Here is a 26,261-nt window from a genome sequence, read left to right as displayed (position 1 = left end):
TTCGACAAGAAATATAGATTTATCGACAAATAATAACATTACGAATAAAAGAAGACTGTTCCAAAATGGAACAGTCTTTCCCTCTTACTCTGCACCTTCCGCAGTTGCAATATTATCCTCTAAATTTTCTCTTGATAATGCAGCCGCCATAAAATCAGCTGTTTCTGGAAGTGCTAAATGCATATGAGCTTTTTGACAAATTTGGATGGTACAGTTTTCTATAACATAGTCGAAAACATGTCCGCCCCCGCTTCTTTCATCATCAATGTAATGTAAGTGGAATCCAGCTACCCCAATACCTTGCGCATAATCTGGTGTCCAAAATCCAGCAAGCGTACCTTCTGTATTTTCAAATGAAAAGATTGGTTGTGATTTCGTCACTTCAACGAGCGGTGTATACGGTTTTTCTTGTCTTGGAACAGTTCTCGTCCTTACTTCACGAAACGTACCGTCCATTCGAATACCGTAAAACAAGTTTTTACTTGGCATTAATTCATGTAATAACGCTTCAACTTCTTCACGATTCATCGGACGCTCTACCATATAACTCATTTCTTTTTCAAAAAACGTTACAGTCGCAAATGGCGTTGTTTCTTCTGGCTCTACTTTTTCCGCTGAACCGTCTGAACGTAAATGATAAAATTCATTATCAAATGCAATCATTTCACCATCTAATTGATCAAATGTGCCGATGCCGAAATCACCATGTTTTTTCAAACCTTCAAAGCTAATTACACCATCATATATACCATCTAATAGCGCAAGCATTGTAGATGTTTGATATACTTCATTACTCGTTTTCGTTTTTTTCGCATCAATATCAATTAATTGCGCAACAGTCATCTCAAATCTGCCTCCATTAGTTTAATTGGTTTGGTAATAATTTTTCGCTTAATTTAATGTTGTCACGATAGTCAATTGGAATATCAATAATGACAGGACCATCTGCTGCTAGCGCGGATTTTAACACACCTTCTAATTCATCAGGCGTGTTAACACGAAGACCTAACGCCCCGAAACTTTCCGCATATTTCACAAGATCAACATCGCCAAACTCTGTAGCTGATGTTCTGCCGTATTTCATCATTTGTTGGAATGCAACCATATCATATGTGCCGTCTCTCCAAACAAGATGGACGATTGGAGAATTTAAACGTACCGCCGTTTCTAACTCCATCGCTGAGAATAAGAAACCACCGTCACCTGATACGGAAACTACTTTTTTACCTGGTTCTACTAAAGTAGCTGCGATTGCCCAAGGAAGTGCAACACCTAACGTTTGCATGCCGTTACTAAATAATAATCTACGTGGTTCATAAGAACGGAAACATCTCGCCATCCAAATAGAATGGGAACCGATGTCACATGTAACAGTTGTATCGTCACTAATTAAAGAACGAAGTGTACGAATCACTTGAAGTGGATGCGTAACACCTTCTGAAGGACGATTTGGAACTTCTGCTTGTTCTGATAATTTTGCGCGTAATCGTTCTAATACCGCTTCTGATTTCGTACTTAATACAAGTTTCGGTAATTTCTCCGCGATGCTATTTACCGTTAAAGCAATATCACCAATTAATTCACGCTCTGGCTGGTAATCATGGTCGATATCTGCTTGATGGTCGTCAAGATGAATAATCGTTCTGTCGCCAAGTTTATTCCAGAACTTTGGATCATACTCGATTGGATCATAACCGATAGAAATAACAAGGTCTGCTTCTTCTAGTAAAATATCACCTGGTTGGTTACGGAATAATCCAACGCGGCCAAAGAAATGATCTTCTAACTCACGTGAAATCGCACCAGCTGCTTGATATGTTTCAACGACAGGAAGCTCTGTATCCGCAATTAATTTACGAACAGCTTTCGTCACTTCATTTGTACTTGCTCTCATACCGAGTAAAATAACTGGTAATTTCGCTGCTTTTATTTTTTCTACTACGTATGTAATATCATGTGTGGGAGCGATTCCAAGCTGTGGCTTAGAAAGCGCACCGATAGACTCTACAGTCGTTTCCGCAGTCATAACGTCTTGCGGCAAACTTACTAAAGTTGCTCCTGGATTTGTGGAAGTCGCACTTCGAAATGCATTACTAAGTGCTTCTGGCACATTATCAGGATGCTCTACTTCTACGCTATATTTTGTGATTGGTTCGAATAGTGCAGCATTATCCATAGATTGATGCGTACGTTTTAATCGATCCGTACGCGGTACTGCACCAGCTAAAGCAACAACGGGATCACTCTCCGCATTCGCAGTAACAAGACCTGTCGCTAAATTTGATGTCCCTGGTCCTGAAGTTACAAGACATACGCCCGGTTTCCCTGTTAATCTACCAATAGCAGCTGCCATAAATGCTGCATTTTGTTCATGACGACAAACGATTAACTCTGGTCCTCTTTCTTGCAATACATCAAATACAGAGTCAATCTTTGCTCCTGGAATACCGAAAACATGTGTAACACCTTGTTTAATTAAACAATCAACAACAAGATCTGCTCCCTTTGTTTTTGTCTTCACGTCGTTTGCTTTTACACCTGTACTCAAAACTAATCACCCTTTATTTCATAATGTGTGTAATAAAGATTTTAATTTCACCTAGTTAATTAAGCTGGTGAAGTATCATTTATCATTATATTACAAATGCATTATTTTTCCAACAATATGAATTCGACATTATTTTGACAAGTTTTAAAGAATGCGCTTACAACCTTTTGTTTATCTTAAAATAACATTTTTATATCTCTTCTAAAAATGTACAAAAATACTTCCACCTATTCACATTATTAACAAATTTATAGTACCTTGCAAAGAATAATAGTAAGTGATATATTTGTAAAAAATGGAATACCCATTATTTGTAATTTTATTCACGATTAGTATATCTCCTTTCAAAAAGTAGATATAGATTGTGTGTGCTGCTTAGAAAAAAGATAGGATTTTCAGCCATAATTCATCATTTTATAAAGGAAAGTGATCGTTATGAACAAGAGTGAATTTTTAGAACAACTTAGTTCTTCCCTACGGAATATGCCTAATTCAGAAAAGGAGGATATTATCTCGGAGTACGAAACTCATTTTATTAGTGGTAAACAAGATGGAATATCTGAAGAGGAAATTTCTAAAAAGCTAGGAAATCCTAAAACTATCGCTAAAGAACTTAATATTTCATATGTAATAAGTAACGCTGACAATAGGCGCAGCCTAAAAAATATTATGACAGCACTGTTTTCTGTTATGAGCTTAAGTATTTTAAACTTTATATGTATCATTATCGCCTTTTTCGTACTACTCTTTTTATTACCGATTCTTCTAGCACTTATTATTGCCACGCCAGTATTAATTATTTCGCCTATTTTATTAATAGGATTAGGATTCTTTAAAGGGTTTCATCAAATTAGTTATTCCGATGTTTATAATGTGTTCATCGCTTTTTGCGTCGGTTTACTCATATCCGTCATATCTTATCAAATGGTAAAACATCTATATGCACTTTTAGTAAAGTATTTGAAATGGAATATTGCTATTTTACAAAGACACTAATGAATGTAAAAGGAGATTAAAATGAAGAAATATACTTTATATTCACTCATGCTACTTACTCTTTTATTTCTATCAGCTTGTTCAAACAGTGTACAACCTAAGGAAGAAAACGATGTACAATCTATTAAAGATGTTGCTATTAAAGTTCCAGAAAATATATTTAGTTCCTCAAAGAAAAACGAAACTATTAGTGAAGACGAAATGAAACAAAATATAAAAAATTATATAGATTATAGTTGGGAGTTATCTGAAAATATTATCGCTCTCGCTTCAACAAATTCTGATAAGAATTTCACGGAATCTGACCGAGAAAAATTACAAAAACTAATTGATTTAGCGAAACAAAACGATATGAATTTCCATGAGTTTATTAGTAATAATAATTTACCTACTGATTATAAAAAACCTTCAAAAGAAATCTATGCATTTATGTCATCATCTACGGATATTTTCGTAGAGCTAGATCAAGAATTAGACAAACTCACCCAAGATGGTAACTTATTCAAAGCCAATTTTTCTTTTACAAAACGCCTTGAGAAAATAAATGGGAGGAAACAAAAAGAGATTGAAACGTTTTTGAACGAAAAAAATATTAAAACTTCAATTAACAGCAATAAAAAAAATTAACAGATGTGTTACATATCCCTTTCAAAATAACCAATAAGAAATGGCTATTTTGAAAGGGAGTTTTTGTGGTATAACTATTAAATTCCCTAAACAAAAAAGACACTCCTAAACTAGGAGCGTCTTCCACTATTACGCTTGTTGTTGCGCGCTATATAATTCTTCAAGTGGCTTCATGATAATTTTGTTAACGTCACCGATTACAACGTTTAGGCGTTGCTCAGTTTCCATTAATTTTGTAATTTTAGCATCTTGTTGAATGCGAGCTACAACTTCTTGTGCTTGTTGGTTGTCTTCTTCAGTGATTTCTTGGCCTTGCATCATTTTCTGTTGTAGGCTAAGTTGCATTGTACGGAACTCATCGAATAAGTTCTTTGAAGCTGTGTCAGCTTGAACTGCTGCGTAGCTCTCTTTTAAAGTTTTGAAGTCTTCGTTTTCAGCGATTGCTTTTTGTAATTCATATGCAACATCATGAATGTTCTTTGTCATTTTATTTTTCCTCCTTTAGAAGGCTAGCGCTTTTCACTCACACTGCCTTTTACGTGCATTTACATACGCACCTCTTCTTACCATATCAAACTATGCAAGAGATGTGAAGAAATTTCACTTTTATTTCTATGTACTCACCTTATTATCTAAGAAACAATAGTAACAATCCTTGTACGAGCCCGATCATTCCGCCTAATAACGCTCCTAAATACGTAATCATTTTCAATTCGTTTTTCGTAATAGACAGAACTAAGTCTTCTAATCTTTCTGTTGAGAATGTAGACACTTCTTGCTGGACAATTTCCGCAAGGTGTAGATTATTTAGTATACTCTCTACATTTTCTGTTCCCCACTTTAAGCCTTTCGCTACTGCACTTGGAACCACTTTTTCAATAATTGTTTCTCGAACTGGTTCACATACTTGCTGAACAGATTGATTTAAAAACTTACTCACTGTTTCCTCTACTTTAACTGCTGACAGCACGGAGCTTACAATCATTTCTTTCTCTACAAATGCTTCTAATTCTTTTACATCTCTTCCTTTTAACTTTTCCCACTCTTTTTGCAGTACGTCAGTTAAAAGCTGCTTTGTAGCATCTTGCCCTAAAAACTTAATAACTTCTGGCTGCACACGATCCACAACACTTACATTTCCTAAAAACATTCCGACTAAGTTAAGTAGCGTTCCGCGAGAAGCAAAGAAATCATCAATCATTTTTGAAAGACGTGCTTTCCCTTCTTCACTTTCAAAAAAGCTAATTCCTCGCTCTAAAATAAACGCCGAGACATTCGGAATCGCATTCTCTACTTTTTCATTTACAGAATGAGGTAAAGCCTGTTCCCATGTATATGTATAATACTCTGCTAAAAATGCATGAATTTTTTCTGTAATAACATGTTCGATTTTTCGAGTCGCTTCTTCTTCTACATGCGCTACATTCCATTTTTCTAACATATGTCGCAGCGATTGTTCATTCGTAATTACTTTATCCACTTCCACTTGCGCCCAGTGAATTAAACCTTTTTGAAACTCTTCATTTGTTAGCTTTTTTCCAATTCCTTCTGGTGTTAACAAATGTTCTACAACCATTTTTCCTAATTGAACAGCAAGTTCATCACGACGCTTCGGAATTAACCCTGGTGTAAATGGAACTTGAAACTTTCCGATATAAATAGGACGATGAGGACGAAATAACATTTTTATCGCTAAATGATTCGTGTATCCCCCAATAATTGCTCCGAGTCCTGTCGTCGTTAACATATTTAACCATATATTCATTACAATCAACCTTTCACTTCTCCAAAACTATAGCATATCATCATACGGACAAAAGTATAATGGTATAAAAACGTATTTGCAATATATAGCTTCGCCTATTATGCAAATAGTAGTAAAGGAGTGATTTCGTTGGTTCTCGGCCTTTTAACTTCTAAACTTCATTATGAGCAAACGTATTACACCGAAATCGCTAAACGCGCTCGGCTTTATCATAATGTCGTTGCCCAGTTTACGCCATTTTGTATTGATTCTAAAACAGACCTTGTTTCTGGTCTTATTTACGATACAGATACAGGAAAATGGAAAGAGCAAACATTCCCTATTCCTTCTTATATATATGATCGTTATTCTTTTCACGAGGAAACAGACTTTGAAAAAGCAAAATCAATTATTCACTCTTTGCACAACCGTCCTTCCACTACCTTTTTAAATAACACACTTATTAACTTAAGTGAACTACATGATTTATTTCTTACTAATAAAAAACTGTCTCCTTATATACCCAAATTTGAAGTGGCAACGATACAAAACATTTTCAAATTGTTGTTAAAATCTAAAGATATTATTATACGCCCCACTAATATACATTCTAAAGATAACTTATATCGAGTCGCTTACAAAAATAAAACGTTTCATATCGATACAGTAAATGAAAAATACCATACTTCTCTTTCAATCAAGCGGACAGATGAATTTATATCTTGGTGTAAATCTAACATACGTTCATCACGCTACATAGTGCATACCATGCTACAACCACCAAATCAATTAACATACCCACTCCACATTCGAACTATTTTGCAAAAAAACAAAGAACAAACTTGGAATATTATCGGTCAATTTATACAAAAAAGTTCATTTCCTAATCAGCTTTTACCTTCAGCAACAGACGATGATTCATTGCATTCATTTTCAAAAATTAAATACGTACTATCTAGTACAGGTGTGCAACTATTGCAAGACGCTTTACACGACATTATAAATGAAGTATTCCAAACACTAGATCAGTCTTATTCTTCATTATTCGAACTAGAACTTTCCACAATTATGGATCAAAAAGGCGCAATTTGGCTTATGTATGTCAACACGATTCCTCCTTACGAACAATACATTCGTCATAGTGATTCATTAGCCGAAAAGATATTTCACGGACCACTTAAATTCAGTCGCTTTACACCATAATGAAAGGAGGTAAACCTATTTTGAAAGAACATATATATACATTAAACATTTCAGATGAACATCCAAATAGCATTACTTTACCTTACGTTTTTTCTATTACACCACCTATTACATCCCTATCCTTCGGTATACGTCACATTGCAAGTGAAGAGGTGAAAATTCATTATTCCTTTACTCGCGAAATTATTATCGGAAAGCATATTGCCGAAAAACTTTTACTGCCTCAATCAACTACTATTCATGTATTCACACAAAACCAAACAATTATTTTCGGACCATTGATTGGCATTTTTACAACTGGCTTTAATGATGATTCTTCTACCCCTTTAGGAAATCGTTCAATTGCTCTGAGTGAGTTGTTAACACCACCATTCTCATTACGACCGTTCGTATTCGTCTTTGGGGTTCAACATATACACTGGGAAGAAGAAACGATTGAAGGATATTTCTTTCAAGAGAAACAATGGATAAAGAAAAAAGTCCCTTTACCAAATGTCATTTACGATCGCTTACCGAATCGGCAAGCGGAAAATTATAAACCAATTGTCAGGGCAAAAAGAAAATTAGAACAAGACTACTGCATTCCATGGTTTAACCCAGGTTTTTTCAATAAATGGGAAGTTCATCAACTTCTTACGAAAGACGAATCAATTAAACCCTTATTACCAAATACAGAAGCATTTCAGCATTTTGAACAAGTAGAACGGTTTCTTGGCACGTATAAATCAGTGTACATGAAACCAATACACGGGAGCTTTGGTAGAAATATTCATCAAATATTTTATTCTCAAACAGAGAATTGCTACTACTGTCGTTATCGCGAAAATGAAGAAAATAAACTGAGAAAGTATCAATCATTAGAAACGCTTCTAAACCACGTATTAAAAGGACATGATTTAAAAAAGTTTATCGTACAGCAAGGTATTTCGTTACTTCGCTTCGATGGGCAACCTGTTGATTTCCGCATTCATACAAATAAAAACCATTTCGGTAATTGGATAGTTAGTGCAATCGTCGCCAAAATCGCCGGCAAAGGCAGTTTAACAACGCACGTAAATAGTGGCGGTGATACAAAATTATTACAAGAGCTTTTTCCAGATTCAACGAAACAAGTTCAAATTGAAAATAAATTAAAACATACTGCCTTACAAATAAGTTACGCGCTCGATGAACAAGTAACTGGAAATATTGGAGAAATCGGTTTTGATATCGGTTTAGACACAAAGGAAAATCCGTGGCTCTTTGAAGCCAACTCTAAACCTGGGCGAACTGTATTCCAAGATAAAAAATTAAAAGAGCAAAGTGAACTGACGCGCCAGTTATTTTACGAATATGCCGTCTACTTAACTGAACATTCTTTACGTGATACAAAAGAAAAAATGTCTCAAATAAAATCAGGGGCTTCATCAAACACCGAACATATCCCTTCTCCTATGATTCACTCACAAATACAAAAACAAAAACTTCCACCTAGATAATAAGGTGGAAGTTTTCTATTTACACAAGTTTTACTACAACCTCAGTTTCCACGTTACATACTCTGCAATAAAAAATATGATTGCAATATTCATTTGAATTATTATGCGTTAAACCATCTACTGCACTTAATAATTCTTGATCCATATAGGCACTATAATCGTCTATGTAATCTACAGACTTCCCATAATCTTGGAGTATACTTTGGCAATTTTGACAAGAATATGTTTGTGATTCTAATGCGTTGCAAAGCGGGCAAATCCCCATCATGATTCCTCCATACGTTATCGTTTATAAGCCTCTCTTTTTTAGAGTGAAGAGAGCAACCTATCCAGACATAGGAGCGCCCACTCCATCCCTACTTAAAAATAGAACTATGAAGTTGCTACCGATTTCATTTTTATTTCAATAAATCATAAATAAGAAGCTAATAATTAGCCTACAAGTAGCAGGCTACAATGAAAAAATTATATTTAATATCACCCTTAGTTTGGCCTGTTTTCTTAAAAATACAACGATTACTCTTATTTCATAATTTACGAAATCAATACGTTTTTTTGACAAAATTTACAAATTATTATTTTGTATATCTTTCTAGGTAACATCCATACTATGAGTACAAACTTAATTACCGATGGATTAGCGCCAACCGGGGCGATAATCTGGTTCAACTCCAGCTAGTCCAACCAAAAAAACTTTTATAACTCTAAGGAGGATATATTCCTATGGCAAACCAAAATTCTTCAAATCAATTAGTAGTACCAGGTGCAACAGCTGCAATCGATCAAATGAAGTACGAAATCGCTCAAGAATTTGGTGTACAATTAGGAGCAGATTCTACGGCTCGCGCTAACGGTTCAGTTGGTGGAGAAATCACAAAACGTCTAGTTGCAATGGCTGAGCAAAGCCTTGGCGGATTCCACAAATAAATATATATGGCAAAAAGGTCTCAAGGCATATGCCTTGAGACCTTCCTTAATTTATTGCAACATTTGTAAAAACTTCTTCGTGCGTTCTTCTTTTGGATTTGTAAATACTTCTTCTGGTGTACCTTGTTCGACAACGACACCACCATCCATGAAAATAACACGGTTCGCAATTTGATGTGCAAAACGCATTTCGTGCGTTACAATAACCATCGTCATGCCCTCTTTAGCAAGTTCTTTCATTACTTTCAGAACTTCTTGAACGAGTTCAGGATCAAGCGCTGACGTCGGCTCATCAAATAGTAACACTTCCGGCTCCATCGCAAGTGCGCGCGCAATTCCAACGCGCTGTTGTTGTCCGCCTGATAATTGGAACGGATATAAATCCACTTTATCTGCTAAACCAACTTTTTCAAGGAAATAGTTTGCTTTTTTCTTCGCTTCTTCTTTCCCCATCTTTTTCACTGTAACGAGCCCTTCCATTACATTTTGAAGTGCTGTTAAATGCGGGAATAAATTATGGTGCTGGAATACCATACCTGTTTGCGTACGAAGATTAACAATATCTTTCTTCGTTACTTTTTGAGAGAAGTTAAGCTCTTTATTACCGATACGAATATTACCAGCGTTTGGCGTTTCTAATACATTGAGACAACGTAAGAATGTCGTTTTACCAGATCCAGACGGCCCAATAATAACAACAACCTCGCCCTTCTCAACTGTTAAATCTATATGCTTTAGTACGGTATTATCTCCGAAACTTTTTTGTAAGTGCTGAATTGAAATCATAAAAACAAAAACTCCTTTTGTAAAAGGATTATTTTAATGTATAGCGTTCTGAACGCTTTTCTAACATCTGTTGTACGATTGATAATAAGAAACAAATAACCCAGTAAATAAGACCTGCTTCAAAATAAACAATTAAAAACTCGTAGTTCATCGCCGCAATTTCCTGCGCTTTTCGGAACATTTCTGTTACTAAAATTAACGATGCTAATGAAGTATCCTTCACTAAGCTAATAAATGTATTTGAAAGCGGCGGGATTGATACGCGCGTTGCTTGTGGTAAAATAACACGTTTTAATGCTTGTGGATATGTCATCCCAATTGTATAAGCTGCTTCCCACTGCCCTTTCGGAATGGAAAGGATAGAAGCACGAATAATTTCAGATGCATATGCACCGACATTTAATGAAAATCCAACAACTGCTGCTGTATATGGCTCAACTTCAATATTAAGAGTTGGAAGACCATAGAAAATAATAAATAACTGTACAAGAAGTGGCGTTCCGCGAATGATAGATACATAGATACGAGCAATCCATTGTAAAATACGACTACCTGAAATACGTGCGAGCGCTGTTAACGTCGCAAGTATAAGACCGATAATAAATGTAATAAGCGTTAATGGAATTGTTGTAAAAACAGCTTCCTTCAGCATAGGCATGAAGGAAGTCTGCATAATATCTATCCAAGTAGACAATCGATCTGAAACTAATGCACTACTTAGATACATTTTCACCGAACCATTTTTTCGTTATTTTGTCATACGTACCGTCTTTTTTCATATCTTCTAACGCTTTATCTACTTCTTGTACAAGCTTATCGCTACCTTTACGGAATAAGAATCCACTTTGTGAAGCTTCTTTTTCTGTATCTACAATTTTAATTTTTGCATCTTTTTTCGTTTCTAAATAATTTAATACTGATAACTTATCATTAATTGTAAAATCAACGCGTCCTGAAGCTAATAATTCTGCCGCTTGGCTAAATCCTTCTACACCTTCGATTTCTGCACCGTTTTTCTTAGCAATATCTGCATAGTTACTCGTTAAAGATTGTGCTCCTTTTAACCCTTTTACATCAGCAAATGTAGCAGGCTTATCTTTATCTTTTGCGATAACTAATGCCGCTGAAGATGAAATGTATGGTTTAGAGAAATCGTATTTCTTTTGACGATCTTCACGAATACCAACTTCGTTTGCAACCATATCGAAACGTTTTGCATCTAGGCCAGCAAGTAAGCTATCCCATTGTGTTTCTTTAAATACAGGTTTTACACCTAAACGTTTTGCAACTTCTTCTGCTAATTCAACATCAAATCCAGTTAATTTATTGCTTGAATCGTGGAACGTAAATGGTGGATATGTACCTTCTGTACCAATTACAAGTTCACCGCTTTGTTTAATCTTTTGTAACGCGTCTTGACTAGCTGTATCTTTTTTCTCTTCTTTACCGCAGCCGGCTACAATCCCGATCGCTAATGTAGTTACTGCAAGCACTGAAAATAATTTCTTCATGATAGTAATCCTCCAAGTATTCTGATAGGAATTTAAAAACTATATTGATTGTATGCAATCTTGAACAATTTTTCAATGAAAATGTTCTTATTTAGTTTATCCTTTTTCTTCATAATCAAACAAAAGGGAAAAATAACGCTACATACAAAAAATAAGTAACATTTTTTAATATAGCATTAATTGTAGGAAAGGTAAAATAATACTTCTTATTATGTACCTTTATCGCCGACATTTTGCCAACAAAAAAGAACTTGCGACAATCGCAAGTTCTTCCCCGCATTAAGCGCTCTGGTTTCCTTCCATTTGCGTTTTGTACATATCGTAATAACGCCCACGCTTTTTCATCAATTCATCATGAGAGCCTTTTTCTAAAATGGTTCCTCTATCGAGCACAATAATTTGATCTGCGCTTTTAATCGTTGAAAGGCGGTGAGCGATAATAAATGTCGTTCTTCCTTTTTTTACAACTTCTAGTGCTTGTTGAATCATCGCCTCTGTTTCTGTATCAATACTAGACGTTGCTTCATCTAAAATTAAGATAGCTGGATCAAAAGCAAGCGCCCTAGCAAATGAAATAAGCTGACGTTCTCCAGTGGAAAGCGTACTTCCCTTTTCTGTAATTTCTTCATTTATATTATTCGCAAATCTTTCAGCACCAACATCATGCAATGCTTTTATGATACGCTCTTTTGAAATTTTTTCATTTTCTAAGCTTACATTGGAAGCGACCGTCCCGCTAAAAAGAAACGGGTCTTGCAGTACGATTCCCATATGTTCACGGGTTGCTTGTTTCGGCATCTCTTTTACATCGTGACCATCAATCGTAAGCTTTCCTTTTTCAAACTCATAAAATTGAAAGAGTACATTCATGATAGAACTTTTTCCTGATCCAGTATGACCGACAAGTGCCACTGTCTCGCCTTGTTTCGCTTCAAAAGAAATATTTTTTAACACTTCATCTTTTCCATTATAAGAAAATGATACATTATCAAATTTTACATTTCCTTTTAAACGAGGCATACGTTCTTCTTCTACCGGTTCCCCTTTTTCCTCTAACAATTCAAAGACACGTTCTGATGCAACGCGCGCTTGCTCTAAGTTTGCAAGCTGGTTCACCATATTCGTAATTGGCGAGAATAATCGTGTTAAATAATCGACGAACGCATACAGTACCCCAAGTGAAATAATACCTGTAGCACTTAATGACGCACCGCCGAAATACCAAATTACTCCTGTGAAAGCGATATTTCTTAATACGGCTACTAAGTTATGCGAAGTTGCTGCATTTAAATTTAAAATTTTATTTTGATACTTAAAATAATCGCCATTTAATTCTTCAAATTCTTTTTTCGTTTCACGCTCTTGACGGAACGCTTGAATAATTGGCATCCCTTGAATGGATTCATTCACTGTTCCGTTAATATCAGATAAGCGAGAGCGCATTTTATGATTGTATACAGACGCGTATTTTCTATAAAGAATCGCCCAAACAATTAAAATTGGGATAATTAATAAACATAATGAAGCGAGCTTCACATCTAATAAAAATAACGCAGCGAATATCCCAATAATATAGATGATACTAGAAACGAATGTTGCCAGCACCGTTACATATAAATCACGAATGGCCTCTGTATCATTCGTCACACGCGAAACAATTTTCCCCGCCGGTAAATGATCAAAGTACCGAATTGGCAACGTTTGAATATGAGAAAAAACATCTTCCCTCATAATTTGAATAATTTTGTTCGCTGCCTTCTGCAAGAAGAACTGCTTTCCGTATGCAAATAATGACACGACTACTAATAAAGCGAAATAGCCACCACCAAGTAATAATAGACGGTTTATTTCTGGTTTATAAAACGCAAACACTTCTTCTTTCGTTAATGCTTTCGCTTTATACACTTGCACCGCCTTACCATTTTGAACGGTAATCATATCCCCTTTTACAGTCCGTGACCCTTCCGCATTTACTTTATTCGGTACAAAATAATATTGAAAACCGACTTGCATCACGCGTACTTCTTTTCCTTTTTTCTCGCCTTGTTCAAAGCGATCACTTCGCTTATAAAAAGCCCCATTATACGAAACAGCATCTTCACTCTGTTCTGTTTCATACCAAGGTTTCTCTATCCCGACGATATGATCGTCAATCATCGTTTTAGCGACGAAAGGACCAGCAAGCTCTGCGATCACGAAAATAAATAACATTAACATCGCAGCAAAAATCGTCCCTTTCACTTTCATCGCGTATTGAAACAACCGTTTTGAAACGCTCATATTTTCACCCCACTATCCGCACTTTCACTTTCACTTTCACCTTGTTGTCTTTCAAACTGCTCAGCATACCAGCCTCCCTTTTGGATAAGCTGATCATGCGTACCTTCTTCTATAACTGCACCTTCATCCATAACGAGAATCCAATCCGCATGTTGCACTGCAGATAAACGATGCGTCGTAATAATCGTCGTCTTTCCACTTCTTTCCGTTCTTATATTTTCAATGATCACTGCTTCCGTACGGGCATCTACAGCTGATAAAGAATCATCCAAAATTAAAATTTCTGGATTTTGAATAACAGCTCGTGCAATCGAGATCCTTTGTTTTTGCCCTCCTGATAAAGAAACACCTTTCTCTCCAACGAGCGTTTCTAACCCTTCTGGTAAAAACTCTAAATCCTTTTTAAACGCAGCAATTTCAATTGCTTTCTCTAGTTCTTCTTCAGTCGCTTCCCTATTTCCGAATAAAATATTTTCTCGCGCTGTTTTTGAGAACAAAATATGCTCCTGCGGTACATAACCAATCCAGCCGAGTACATTTTCATTCGTCATTTTATCTAGAGTCACATCAGAAACTGCAATATCTCCATCTCCAAGCGGATATTGGCGAAGAAGCTGACGTACAAGCGTCGTTTTCCCGCTTCCTGTTTTTCCGACAACCCCTAGCGTTTCTCCTTGCTTTAATGTGAAAGAAACCTTTTTTAAATTTTCTTCAGTTGATGAAGGATATGAGAAAGACACATCATCAAACTGAATATAATCCAGCTCTTGCACAAGCTTTGGATGTTTCGGATTCTTTACATCTGGCTCATACGCTAACGTTTCATTCACACGGTCAAGCGAAGCATTTCCTCTTTGCATAACATTAATTAATTCCCCAATTGCAAACATCGGCCAAATCATCATCCCTAAATACACGTTAAAAGAAACAAGTTCACCAAGGGTCACCTTTGACTGGAACACAAGGTATGCACCGTACACTAAGCCGATTAAATAACTAAGACCGACAAGCATTTTCACAGTTGGTTGGAATAATGCATCAATCTTTGCTACCTTCATATTTTTTTCGTAGACGTCATCTCCTAAATGATGAAATCTTTCCTCGTCTGCATTCTCTTGTACGTATGCACGAATAACGCGCACACCAGCGATTGATTCAAGCACTTTATCGTTCATATCACCAAACGCATCTTGCGCAACTGTAAATCTTTCATGCAATTTCTTTCCATATATATTCATCGCATACGCCATAATTGGAAGCGGAATAAGCGCTGCAAATGTAAGCTCCCAACTAATTGTAAACCCCATCATAAAGACAATCGTAAGCATATATAAACTAGAATCAACAAGCGTTAATATACCAAAACCAGCTGTCATAGCGATTGCTTTCAAATCATTTGTCGCTCTCGCCATTAAATCACCAGTACGATTTTTTTGATAAAAAGTCGGCGTCATCTTAAGTAAATGCCCCATAAATTTAGAGCGCATCGTTTTCTCAAGTACGAATGCACCGCCAAACAATTGATGTTGCCATACGAAAGTGAGGCCATATCCAACGATCGTAACCCCAATTAAGATAAGAATAGACTGTATAATAGCTTCGTTTGATAACGTTCCTGTTTTTATGTTATCTATCGTAACCCCTAACACTTTCGGGGGAATCACTTCAACTATATTCACAATTAAAAGAGCTCCAATGGCAATACTATATCTCTTCCAGTGCTCCCTAAAAAACCATTTTAACTTTAGTAATACTGATAACAATGTAACCTCTCCCTTCTCGTTCTCGTTTACCTCTCATTTCTTTATCCACTATCCAGACCTATCACATTTACATTTCGTAACCCATACAATCTCATCACATTTTTCCACCTTCCAAAGTTTTTTATCGGAACTAAACAAGGGAAAATAAACAAAAAAAAGCATACCGCCGCTTGACGATATGCACAGGAATGCATAAAAAGCGTACGTTACGATATACGCAACGTACGCTTCTTATAAGACAAAGATGCCCTATATATCCGTACGGGTTGCGTAATGATATGAATGTTTTCTGCCATTTAACAGAGCTAAGCCCATTACATTTACGATTACAATCATTACGCACACCCCTTTCATTTATTTTCCATTTATAATCTTACAACTTTATTGAGTATTCTGTCAATTATTTTTTCACACTTTAAATAAAAATATATGATACACCATTTTGAAATAAGGGAATATTCCATAAGAAAGGGCATACAAAATTAAAAAAGAATAAGAAATCGTTTTCACAAACATTTCATTTGAAAAATGTTATCAAACCCCCTACAATCACCTTATACTCACTCTTACAAGTTGCTATTTTAGGAGGACTAATCATGACAACTAGCAATACGTACAAATTTTATTTAAACGGAGAATGGAGAGAAAGCTCTTCAGGAGAAACAATCGAAATTCCATCTCCATACTTACACGAAGTAATTGGACAAGTACAAGCAATTACTCGCGGAGAAGTAGATGAAGCAATTGCATCTGCAAAAGAAGCTCAAAAATCATGGGCGGAAGCTTCTCTACAAGATCGCGCAAAATACTTATATAAATGGGCTGATGAGCTCGTAAATATGCAAGATGAAATTGCCGATATCATTATGAAAGAAGTCGGTAAAGGATATAAAGATGCGAAGAAAGAAGTTGTTCGTACAGCTGACTTTATTCGTTACACAATCGAAGAAGCTTTACATATGCACGGAGAAAGCATGATGGGCGATAGCTTCCCGGGCGGTACAAAATCTAAGCTTGCGATTATCCAACGCGCACCACTTGGTGTTGTATTAGCAATCGCACCATTTAACTACCCAGTAAACTTATCTGCTGCAAAACTTGCACCAGCATTAATTATGGGTAACGCTGTTATTTTCAAACCAGCAACTCAAGGTGCAATTAGTGGTATTAAAATGGTTGAAGCACTTCATAAAGCTGGCCTTCCAAAAGGTCTTGTAAACGTAGCTACAGGACGCGGTTCTGTAATTGGTGACTACTTAGTAGAACACGAAGGCATCAATATGGTATCGTTCACAGGTGGTACAAACACAGGTAAACATTTAGCGAAAAAAGCTTCAATGATTCCACTTGTATTAGAACTTGGTGGTAAAGATCCTGGTATCGTTCGTGAAGATGCTGACTTACAAGATGCTGCAAACCATATCGTAAGCGGTGCATTCTCTTACTCTGGTCAACGTTGTACAGCTATTAAACGTGTACTTGTACACGAAAACGTAGCGGACGAGCTTGTTAGCTTATTAAAAGCGCAAGTAGCTGAACTATCAGTTGGATCTCCAGAACAAGATAGCACAATCGTTCCATTAATCGACGACAAGTCTGCTGACTTCGTTCAAGGTTTAGTTGACGACGCTGTAGAAAAAGGTGCTACAATCGTTATCGGTAACAAACGTGAGCGTAACTTAATTTACCCAACATTAATCGATCACGTAACAGAAGAGATGAAAGTTGCTTGGGAAGAGCCATTCGGCCCAATCCTTCCAATCATCCGTGTTTCTTCTGATGAACAAGCAATTGAAATTGCTAACAAATCAGAGTTCGGTCTGCAAGCAAGTGTCTTCACTAAAGACATTAACAAAGCATTTGCAATTGCTAACAAAATCGAAACTGGTTCTGTTCAAATTAACGGACGCACAGAGCGCGGCCCTGACCACTTCCCATTCATCGGTGTAAAAGGTTCAGGTATGGGCGCACAAGGTATTCGTAAGAGCCTTGAGTCTATGACACGTGAAAAAGTAACTGTATTAAACTTAGTTTAATCTTATAAAAAGAAGCTGATCTATAAATAGATCAGCTTCTTTTCTATATAAATACTTCCAAAAATGGAGTATTTCATTCTACTTCCGATTTGGTTTTCCAAATCGAACTAAAACATGCCATAATAATTTTAATTCCTGAAGCACTTCTTCATAAGTTCCACGATCACTCCAAGATAATGGATTGCACTTCAAATCCACTACAGCAGAGCCAATTATATTTGCATCGATACAATGATTCCGTGCAATGCGTCTTGCTAAAGATGGCATTTTTGAACCTCTAAAATCCATCGGAACTTCGTCTACCGCAAGTACAAAACCGATGTGCCAATACAAATCAATAGCATACTTCAGGCAAATTTCTTCTAAAACTTTTCCTACATCCGTACCCTTAAATGAAGGATCTGCAACAAGCGCTTCCACGTCTTCTTTTAGAGAAATCTCTCCATGAATCTGCGCTTCAATATAATGATTAAGATTACGGGCTGGCTCTTTGCTTACTACATCTATAAACGGCCTTTTCAGATTAGCCAGTAAATGATTAATTAATATTGTTGGAGTCAAATTCCCTTCACCAATTGCAAAATCTCTTACGAATGTCTCTTCCAAAAGAGCAGCTAAAATCATATCAAACTCCTCGTAAGTCCCCTTTTCTTTCGGATCTTGATGCGAATCTAAATATGTATATGTAGAACGCGAAGAAACTTTTGGAGATAAGAGAAAATAACAGGAACCAAAACGCGGAGCCGGCCCATCTGGATGTAACATTAAATTTAGCGCTCCGTATTTTGGACGTTGATCATTCGTTACGCCTTCTAATTGATATGCCCCTCCAAATATTCTCTTTTCCCAAAGGTCACGTTCACCACCAGGATAAGCAGATACGCTTCCATTAGATAGCAATGTTTCAAACTGACTTTTATATACTCCTTGCTCAAATAGTGCTTCAGCAACACTTTTCTTACTCGAATCTAGTCTGTCTGGATGAAAGTGTAAAGCAATCCTTGCGTGAGATTTTAAATTAGCGACAGCCTCTTCAAATATTTCATCTGTAATATTAGACATTTTAAGTATATGATTAATCGTTGCTTTAGCCTCACGTTTTTCGTTCTCTGCATATTTTGAAATATACTCCAAAGCAAATAATTGAGATCTTGATAATTCCATAATCAAACCTCTCCTTTAATTAAAATGACCTTAATCATTTCAATTAAAAGCTTATTCTTTCCTTCCTATGAAACGAACCTAATTTATTTAAAAACGTAATTTACTAAATCTTAATTATGCATACACGCATTTTTCATAGGCAAATGTACACATTCTACAGAAATTTGATACCCTAGCCATCGCTCAGCAATATGTTCAAATGATAAAACAGATCTCGTTGTAAAAAAACGATGCTTCGGATTCAGATTGTCAGACAAAATTCCTTTGTGCTGTAAAATGGTACTTAACTCTATCGCTGTTTCTTCTGCAGAACTAATAATCGTTACATCTTCTCCTAGTTCCTTTTTTATATAGGACTCTAAAAGTGGATAATGCGTACATCCAAGAATTAACGTATCTATATCTTCTTTCGTTAATGGAAGTAAAGCTTGTTTCACTTGCTGCGTGACATATGCTATATCTTCTAATCGATTTTCTACAACTGTAGCTAAAGTCGGACACGCATGACTATGCACTTCCAAATATGTATCAAGCTCGTGTAATGCTTTTTCGTACATATTAGATTTTATCGTACCTACAGTTCCAATTACTCCGATTTTCTCTTTCTTTGTTACTTTAATTGCCGCTCTTGCTCCTGGATGTATAACGCCAATAACTGGAATGGAAAGTGCTTCTTGCAGCTCAGTCAATGCAGCAGCTGCAGCAGTATTACATGCTACGACTAGCGCTTTTAATGGAAACTGTTTGAGGAACTCAACCATTTCAAATACGAAAGATTGCACCTCCTCTACACTTCTTGGTCCATACGGGCAACGCTTATTATCACCAATATAATAAATGCTTTCTTTAGGCAATTGTCTTATAATTTCGCTCGCAACTGTTAATCCCCCAACTCCCGAATCTAGCACACCTATTACTGAATGTTTATGACATACAGACATTTACTTCATCCCCTTTTCAATCATCTAGCGCTAATAATATGTATTATATTACGAAAATTCAAATATCACATAACAACCCCTCTTACTTTTAATCACAAACTCTTCTCTATAATCTGATTATTACTATATCCATTGACGTATAAAAATTCATTTGTTACTCTTAAAGACGTTAATTTAATATTTAAATCCTCATTCGTATCTCGGTGAGGTAGAGGTTGCAATCATTAAGAGTATCATTTCAGGAGATGTAGTGGCATTGATGAAGGAATGAGAAAGGAATGGTTGCCGAAGTAAGTCGTGTCCACCATGCACGCTTGCTGGGTCTGCATTTAATAAGTGCAGAACTGTCACAAACGTTTCGTTTGTGGAGAGCTATCGAGAGGTATGTCGTGGGTTTCTTATAAGATAGAAAGCATGTAGCGGCAAATTACATGCTTTTTTTGTTTTGTTTGGGACTTCTCTTCCTAACTCAGGAAGACATACATATCTCCTCGCTTGACTTGGTTATACTAACTTTGGAGGTATTTTCTATGCAACAAAAAAAATGGGGCTTTTGGGTACTAACAGCTTTCGTTGTCGGTAACATGGTTGGCGCTGGTATTTTCATGGTGCCAAGTACGTTGGCACAAACAGCAAGCCCACTCGGTGTCACATTAGCTTGGTTAACTACAGGGTTTGGTGTTTTAATGCTAGCTCTTGTTTTCGGTAATTTAGCAATTCGTCGTCCTGATTTAACGACAGGGCCACAAAGTCATGCATATGCTTTATTCTCAACACCAAAAAAGAAAAAAATGGCTGGTTTCAGTATGGTATGGGGATATTGGGTTGCAAACTGGGCAAGTAACGTTGCCATCATTACATCATTTGCGGGATATTTATCACTCTTCTTCCCAATTATGAAAGATACGCGACTACTATTTTCAATCGGCTCGTTTAACGTAGAAGTCGGAAAACTAATTACATTTACGATTTGTTCCATCTTACTTTGGGGAACTCATATTATATTAACAAACGGTGTAAGCGGAGCTGGAAAACTAAACTTCTTAGCAACAACAACGAAAGTAACTGGATTCCTTTTATTCATCGTCGTTACGTTATTTGCATTCGAAGCTTCTAAATTTGGACAATGGTACACACCGATGATTGATAAATCAGGTGCATCACACGGTCTTCTTTCACAAGTAAATTTAGCTGCTCTTACAACGCTTTGGGCGTTTATCGGAATTGAATCAGCCGTTCTTTTATCAAACCGTGCTGTTTCTCCAAAAACGGTAAAACGTGCAACAGTTGCGGGATTACTTATTACAGTTGCAATTTACTTAGGAATCACAATTTTAACAATGGGTGTACTTCACGTTGATAAATTACAAGCTTCTGAACGTCCATTAGCAGATGCACTAAACGCTGCAATGGGTCATGGCGGCGGGAAACTGATGGCATTACTTGCTCTTACTTCCCTGTTCGGTTCTATCTTAGGCTGGATTTTATTAAGCTCAGAAGTACCTTATCAAGCAGCAAAAGAAGGTTTCTTCCCTTCCTTCTTCACGAAAACAAATAAAAAAGGAAGTCCAATTTACTCATTACGATTAACAAACATTATGTCGCAAGTATTCCTATTCTCAACATTATCAGGAACCATTGCGGAAGCTTATACATTCGTTATTACCGTATCGACACTGGCTTACCTCATTCCATATCTCGTTTCACCAATCTTCCAGTTAAAACTAGTCGCAACTGGTGAAACATATAAAAATGAAATGCGGGCAAGAATTACAGATGGCATAGTCGCAGTTATCGCACTTTGCTACGCACTATGGGTTATTAAAACGGGCGCATCCGATATAAAAACGTTCCTTCTCGGAATTGGTTTATTCGTAATCGGATTTGCTTTCTATCCATTAATGAATCGTGATCAGAAAAAAAATAACGAAAAGAAAAACGGGCAAGTTGCATAACGCAATTTGCTCGTTTTTTCTTTTGTAAAACATATATAATAGAACAAAGAGGTGAAAAACATGTCAATCGAATCGCTATGGAGCAGTCGCTTCCAACAACATATTCAAAATATCATTACATACTTTGCACGTATGATTAACGGTTTACTATATAGCTTTATCTTTATTTCATGCGTTGGTGCATATTATTATGCTCAGTTTCTAAAAGCATCTCCTTCTAAAGGAATATCTTTAATAATTATAACGATTGTACTTACATTCATTATAACGAGATGCCCTATCCGTACATTTATTCAAAAACCTGATGCTGTCTATTTACTAGCACTAGAAGAGAAATTAACATCTTATTTTAAAAAATCTCTTCTATACAATTACATCATTCAGCTTTTCCCAATATTATTTACGTTCCTTATTCTCGTTCCACTTGCTATGCAATCATTGCAATTAACTGTACCTTTTTTATGTACAATCTTTATCGTGTTAATGATTACGAAAGCCTGGAACATGTACATACATTGGATGTGGCGTGATAGTCACGAAAAAAATATATGGCTAATCATTCGTATTACTTGTAACGCCCTAATCATTTACATGCTGTTTTATTCCGCAAATGTTCTCATATTGGGCGGACTACTCTTACTACTTGCTTTCCTACTTCTATATACGAAAAAACAGCCTACAAAACGAATACCGTGGGATTACATAATCGAGCAAGAAGAAAAAATGAACGTTCGTTTTTATCAATTTGCTAGCATTTTCACAGATGTTCCGCAACTGAATAAACAAGTAAATAAAAGAAAATGGCTTACAAATTGGATTGAACCTTTATTACATAAAAAACGAGCAACTTTCTTCTATTTACATACATTAGCATTTTTACGTGGAAATGATTATTTCGGTATATATATTCGCTTAGGATTGATCGGTGCTTTCGCCTTATATTTCATACCAAATATATACGTAAAAGGCTCTATCACTTACATCGTTCTATATATGATCTCTATGCAGCTCCGTTCACTATGGAAATATTTTTCAGGAAATATTATTGTAACATTATATCCAATCCATACTGAAGAAAGGATGAAGCAATTTCTTAGCTTAATCTTTATATTGCTAAGTATTCAACTCATTGTATTTTCAATTGTTATACTCATTGCTACAGGACAATTTTTACATAGTCTTATCATTATGATTATCGGATTAATCTGGATCAAATTTATTATTGTACCAAAAACGAAGCAAAGAATTTCCGCATTTTAACGAAAAGAATTATCTTAAAAGCCAAGGAGCAAATAAATTTTCTCCTTGGCTTTTTTATTTTTTAATGTTAAACCTATCGTTCATACTTAATTAAAAACTTTAGGTATGTTACTCCTGTTTTTCTTAAGCATAGAGTGCTATACAACCCCCCTTTCTTCCCCTTGATGTTTTAGGGTTTAATTATGATTTTTACATACAAAAATCATAATACATGTTTACGTCCTAATAAAAAGGGTATCTATTAAATTAACAAAGTTAAAGGAGGGGCCTATATTGTGAATAAAAAAATGGAGCAATTGAAGCACCATGTTACGGATAATCAACGCAAACATGCTTTAACAACAAACCAAGGAGTAAAAATAGCCGAGGATGAATTTTCTTTAAAGATGGGCTTAAGAGGCCCAACCTTAATGGAGGATTTCCACTTTCGCGAGAAAATGACCCACTTTGATCATGAACGAATTCCTGAAAGGATTGTTCATGCACGCGGAGTTGGCGCTCATGGTTATTTTCAGCTTTATGAATCGTTAGAAGCATATACGAAAGCAGATTTTCTTACTAATCCTTCAAAGAAAACACCTGTATTTGTACGGTTCTCAACCGTTCAAGGTTCTAAAGGATCCAACGACACAGTAAGAGATGTACGCGGATTCGCCACAAAATTTTATACAGATGAAGGAAACTATGATTTAGTGGGTAATAATATGCCCGTATTCTTTATCCAAGATGCTATTAAATTTCCTGATTTTGTCCATGCAGTTAAACCAGAACCACATAATGATATTCCTCAAGGAGCTAGCGCTCATGATACCTTTTGGGACTTTGTTGCGCATAATCCTGAGTCCACTCATATGGTCATGTGGCAAATGAGCGACCGAGCTATTCCGCGTAGTTTACGAATGATGGAAGGTTTTGGAGTTCACACATTTCGACTCATTAACACAGCAGGAAAAGCCCATTTCGTAAAGTTTCACTGGAAACCTACCCTTGGGGTTCATTCATTAGTATGGGATGAAGCTCAAAGGATTGCTGGGAAAAATCCTGATTTTCATCGTCAAGATTTATACGAAGCAATTGAAAAAGGGGATTATCCTGAATGGGAGCTTGGATTACAGTTAATTCCAGAAGAAGATGAACATAAATTTGATTTTGATATTTTAGATCCAACGAAATTATGGCCAGAAGAAGAAGTTCCCGTAAAATTAGTTGGTAAAATGACATTGAACAAAAATGTTGATAACTTCTTTGCTGAAACAGAGCAGGTAGCTTTTCACCCTGGTCATGTCGTACCAGGTATTGATTTTTCAAATGACCCTCTTCTGCAAGGAAGATTATTCTCCTATACAGATACACAATTATCTCGTTTAGGGGGCCCTAATTCCCATCAAATCCCTATCAATCAACCCGTATGTCCTTTTCATAATAATCAACGTGATGGTATGCATCAAATGCAGATTCATCGCGGTCAAACAAGCTATCATCCTAACGGATTAAATAACAATCAACCTGCAACCGTCCAAGCCGAACAAGGAGGATATGAACATTATCAAGAAAAGATTGATGGGCATAAAATTAGAGGTCGTAGTAAAAGCTTTCTTAACTTTTATTCTCAGGCTAAACTTTTCTACAATAGTATGAGCCCTATTGAAAAGCAGCACATAAAAGAAGCTTTTTGCTTTGAAGTTGGGAAGTGTAAATCAGACATGGTGAAGGCAAATGTAATTGCTCTCCTAAACCACGTCGATCGTCAATTAGCACAAGAAGTCGCTAACATTGTTGGAGCTCCTTTACCTAAAGAAAATCACGAAGTAAATTCAGATGCAAAATCACCTGCACTAAGTATGTCCAATACTATTTTTAAATCTGATTCTAAAAATGTCGCAATTCTATTAAATGGTGACCCAAGCGTCTCCCTTCTGTCCGAATGGATTCAAGCTTTTGCACAGCACCGAATGAACTATAGCATCATAGATAATAAAATTTATCATTTCAATGATTCCATTAAAGTAACTGATACTTATACAACAACAGACTCTTCGCTTTTTGATGCAGTATTAGTGTTTAGTAGTGAGTCTGTCATTCACCCCCCTGTTTTAGAATTTACAGAAACTACTTTTAAACATTTTAAACCGATAGCTCATGTCCTTAGTAATCCTCATGCTTTGGACAATAGTAAAATTAAATTAGATGGAGCAGGAGTTTATAACTTAACAAACACTTCAATTGAATCATTTATAGAAGGTATTGCCCAAGGAAGATTCTGGAACCGATAATATAATATAAGGAGCGGATTAGAATGAGTAAAAAAATTGCTATTTTAATAACGGATTATTTCGAGGACACAGAATACACAGAGCCAGTAGGAGCTTTTAAACAAAAGGGATATGAATTAACAACTATTGAAATGGAAAAAGGGAAAACGGTACACGGTAAACAAGGAAAAAGTGAAGTCGTAATTGATAAAAGTATTGACGATGTTTCTCCAGAAAACTTTGATGCCCTCTTCATACCAGGCGGGTTCTCCCCAGATATACTTCGTGCAGATGAACGTTTTGTTCGCTTTAGTAAAGCATTTATGGATGCGGACAAACCCGTTTTCGCTATTTGTCACGGACCTCAGCTACTCATCACTGCACAAACACTTGAAGGACGTGATGTAACTGGATATAAATCTATTGAAGTCGATTTAAAAAATGCCGGCGGGAACTTTCATGACAAAGAGGTTGTCGTATGTCAAAATCAGCTAGTAACAAGTAGACAGCCAGAGGACATCCCAGCGTTTATTGAAGAATCGTTGCGTATATTAGGATAACTAACCTCCTTTTATTTACATGAAAATAGTTAATCAGTGAGGTTTTATTCATCCCCCACTGATTAATTAGCCCCCACCAACTGGTCGTTTACAGGCAATCCGACCACCACAAATAGCAAGATAAATAAAAAGAGGGGAATCCAAAAGTTCAGTTTTAATAATCTTTTGGATTCCCCCTTTTTCTCGCCCAAAAATTCCTTATCACTTTTCATAGGCAGTTCTCATATAGT

The 26,261-nt window shown here is 36.2% G+C and carries 23 protein-coding genes and 1 riboswitch; of the genes, 10 read left to right on the top strand and 13 right to left on the bottom strand.

Going from position 1 to position 26,261, the window contains the following annotated elements:
- Window positions 1–84: 84 nt before the first annotated feature.
- Complete coding sequence (gene alsD / locus MR107_RS13390) at window positions 85–843, bottom strand: alpha-acetolactate decarboxylase (protein WP_242292435.1); 759 nt, start codon at window positions 841–843, stop codon at window positions 85–87.
- Between the two features lie 16 nt (window positions 844–859).
- A complete protein-coding gene (gene alsS, locus MR107_RS13385) occupies window positions 860–2,548 on the bottom strand; it encodes an acetolactate synthase AlsS (protein WP_000103520.1) in 1,689 nt (562 codons plus the stop codon).
- Window positions 2,549–2,983: 435 nt separating this feature from the next.
- On the opposite strand from alsS, the gene MR107_RS13380 reads away from it, so the two are divergent.
- On the top strand, window positions 2,984–3,544 hold the full coding sequence (locus MR107_RS13380; protein ID WP_016513650.1) for an HAAS signaling domain-containing protein: 561 nt from the start codon (window positions 2,984–2,986) through the stop codon (window positions 3,542–3,544).
- Between the two features lie 21 nt (window positions 3,545–3,565).
- A complete protein-coding gene (locus MR107_RS13375; RefSeq protein WP_065224686.1) occupies window positions 3,566–4,171 on the top strand; it encodes an NDxxF motif lipoprotein in 606 nt (201 codons plus the stop codon).
- A gap of 129 nt (window positions 4,172–4,300) precedes the next feature.
- Here MR107_RS13375 and MR107_RS13370 read toward each other — a convergent pair whose 3' ends face one another.
- Complete coding sequence (locus MR107_RS13370; RefSeq protein WP_000164614.1) at window positions 4,301–4,657, bottom strand: YlbF/YmcA family competence regulator; 357 nt, start codon at window positions 4,655–4,657, stop codon at window positions 4,301–4,303.
- A gap of 142 nt (window positions 4,658–4,799) precedes the next feature.
- Window positions 4,800–5,936 carry a DUF445 domain-containing protein gene (locus MR107_RS13365; protein WP_002195186.1) on the bottom strand — a complete coding sequence of 379 codons (1,137 nt, stop codon included), beginning with the start codon at window positions 5,934–5,936 and terminating at the stop codon, window positions 4,800–4,802.
- A gap of 129 nt (window positions 5,937–6,065) precedes the next feature.
- Here MR107_RS13365 and MR107_RS13360 point away from each other — a divergent pair, with 129 nt between their 5' ends.
- Both MR107_RS13360 and MR107_RS13355 read left to right on the top strand, forming a co-directional pair.
- Window positions 6,066–7,118, top strand: a complete 1,053-nt coding sequence (locus MR107_RS13360) for a YheC/YheD family endospore coat-associated protein (RefSeq protein ID WP_000242824.1) — start codon at window positions 6,066–6,068, stop codon at window positions 7,116–7,118.
- A gap of 20 nt (window positions 7,119–7,138) precedes the next feature.
- The gene (locus MR107_RS13355; RefSeq protein WP_242292434.1) at window positions 7,139–8,596 is read left to right on the top strand and encodes a YheC/YheD family endospore coat-associated protein; all 1,458 of its coding nucleotides are present in this window, start codon (window positions 7,139–7,141) and stop codon (window positions 8,594–8,596) included.
- 19 nt (window positions 8,597–8,615) lie between these two features.
- Here the strand turns inward: MR107_RS13355 and MR107_RS13350 are convergent, their stop codons facing one another.
- On the bottom strand, window positions 8,616–8,861 hold the full coding sequence (locus MR107_RS13350; RefSeq protein ID WP_000510476.1) for a hypothetical protein: 246 nt from the start codon (window positions 8,859–8,861) through the stop codon (window positions 8,616–8,618).
- A gap of 458 nt (window positions 8,862–9,319) precedes the next feature.
- Between MR107_RS13350 and sasP the strand changes: the two genes are divergently transcribed.
- On the top strand, window positions 9,320–9,523 hold the full coding sequence (gene sasP, locus MR107_RS13345) for a small acid-soluble spore protein, SasP family (protein WP_000013338.1): 204 nt from the start codon (window positions 9,320–9,322) through the stop codon (window positions 9,521–9,523).
- 51 nt (window positions 9,524–9,574) lie between these two features.
- On the opposite strand, the gene MR107_RS13340 is transcribed toward sasP, so the two are convergent.
- The 5 genes from MR107_RS13340 to MR107_RS13320 form a co-directional block, all read right to left on the bottom strand.
- Window positions 9,575–10,309, bottom strand: a complete 735-nt coding sequence (locus MR107_RS13340; protein ID WP_000623610.1) for an amino acid ABC transporter ATP-binding protein — start codon at window positions 10,307–10,309, stop codon at window positions 9,575–9,577.
- Between the two features lie 28 nt (window positions 10,310–10,337).
- Window positions 10,338–11,036, bottom strand: a complete 699-nt coding sequence (locus MR107_RS13335) for an amino acid ABC transporter permease (RefSeq protein WP_000281501.1) — start codon at window positions 11,034–11,036, stop codon at window positions 10,338–10,340.
- Complete coding sequence (locus MR107_RS13330) at window positions 11,023–11,820, bottom strand: amino acid ABC transporter substrate-binding protein (protein WP_000732840.1); 798 nt, start codon at window positions 11,818–11,820, stop codon at window positions 11,023–11,025. The genes MR107_RS13335 and MR107_RS13330 overlap by 14 nt, the downstream gene beginning before the upstream one ends.
- Window positions 11,821–12,099: 279 nt before the next feature.
- Entirely contained in the window at window positions 12,100–14,100 is a 2,001-nt protein-coding gene (locus tag MR107_RS13325; protein WP_000116641.1) for an ABC transporter ATP-binding protein, read from the bottom strand.
- Window positions 14,097–15,863: an ABC transporter ATP-binding protein gene (locus tag MR107_RS13320; protein WP_242292433.1), complete on the bottom strand. Its 1,767-nt coding sequence runs from the start codon at window positions 15,861–15,863 to the stop codon at window positions 14,097–14,099. The genes MR107_RS13325 and MR107_RS13320 overlap by 4 nt, the downstream gene beginning before the upstream one ends.
- A 596-nt stretch (window positions 15,864–16,459) precedes the next feature.
- Here MR107_RS13320 and gapN point away from each other — a divergent pair.
- On the top strand, window positions 16,460–17,899 hold the full coding sequence (gene gapN / locus MR107_RS13315) for an NADP-dependent glyceraldehyde-3-phosphate dehydrogenase (protein ID WP_000213634.1): 1,440 nt from the start codon (window positions 16,460–16,462) through the stop codon (window positions 17,897–17,899).
- A gap of 78 nt (window positions 17,900–17,977) precedes the next feature.
- On the opposite strand, the gene MR107_RS13310 is transcribed toward gapN, so the two are convergent.
- On the bottom strand, window positions 17,978–19,063 hold the full coding sequence (locus MR107_RS13310; RefSeq protein WP_000423680.1) for a DUF3626 domain-containing protein: 1,086 nt from the start codon (window positions 19,061–19,063) through the stop codon (window positions 17,978–17,980).
- 110 nt (window positions 19,064–19,173) lie between these two features.
- Window positions 19,174–20,004 (bottom strand): glutamate racemase, encoded by an 831-nt coding sequence (gene racE, locus MR107_RS13305; protein ID WP_242292432.1) that lies wholly within the window; start codon window positions 20,002–20,004, stop codon window positions 19,174–19,176.
- A 201-nt stretch (window positions 20,005–20,205) separates the two neighbouring features.
- Window positions 20,206–20,387, top strand: a riboswitch (Lysine riboswitch).
- Window positions 20,388–20,534: 147 nt separating this feature from the next.
- On the opposite strand from racE, the gene MR107_RS13300 reads away from it, so the two are divergent.
- From MR107_RS13300 to MR107_RS13285, 4 genes are all read left to right on the top strand, one after another.
- Complete coding sequence (locus MR107_RS13300) at window positions 20,535–21,959, top strand: amino acid permease (RefSeq protein ID WP_001186301.1); 1,425 nt, start codon at window positions 20,535–20,537, stop codon at window positions 21,957–21,959.
- 60 nt (window positions 21,960–22,019) lie between these two features.
- On the top strand, window positions 22,020–23,219 hold the full coding sequence (locus MR107_RS13295; protein ID WP_242292431.1) for an ABC transporter permease: 1,200 nt from the start codon (window positions 22,020–22,022) through the stop codon (window positions 23,217–23,219).
- Window positions 23,220–23,494: 275 nt separating this feature from the next.
- Window positions 23,495–25,492 (top strand): catalase, encoded by a 1,998-nt coding sequence (locus tag MR107_RS13290; RefSeq protein ID WP_242292430.1) that lies wholly within the window; start codon window positions 23,495–23,497, stop codon window positions 25,490–25,492.
- A gap of 23 nt (window positions 25,493–25,515) precedes the next feature.
- The gene (locus tag MR107_RS13285; RefSeq protein ID WP_000037548.1) at window positions 25,516–26,031 is read left to right on the top strand and encodes a type 1 glutamine amidotransferase domain-containing protein; all 516 of its coding nucleotides are present in this window, start codon (window positions 25,516–25,518) and stop codon (window positions 26,029–26,031) included.
- A 62-nt stretch (window positions 26,032–26,093) separates the two neighbouring features.
- Here the strand turns inward: MR107_RS13285 and MR107_RS13280 are convergent, their stop codons facing one another.
- Window positions 26,094–26,243: a hypothetical protein gene (locus MR107_RS13280; protein WP_162900581.1), complete on the bottom strand. Its 150-nt coding sequence runs from the start codon at window positions 26,241–26,243 to the stop codon at window positions 26,094–26,096.
- Window positions 26,244–26,261: the final 18 nt, after the last annotated feature.

Origin of the sequence: Bacillus cereus group sp. BfR-BA-01441, from assembly GCF_022663075.1 — a bacterium.
GTDB lineage: Bacteria > Bacillota > Bacilli > Bacillales > Bacillaceae_G > Bacillus_A > Bacillus_A cereus.
The sequence above is the reverse complement of the archived record's forward strand: the minus strand, read 5'-3'. Positions and strand labels throughout refer to the sequence as shown.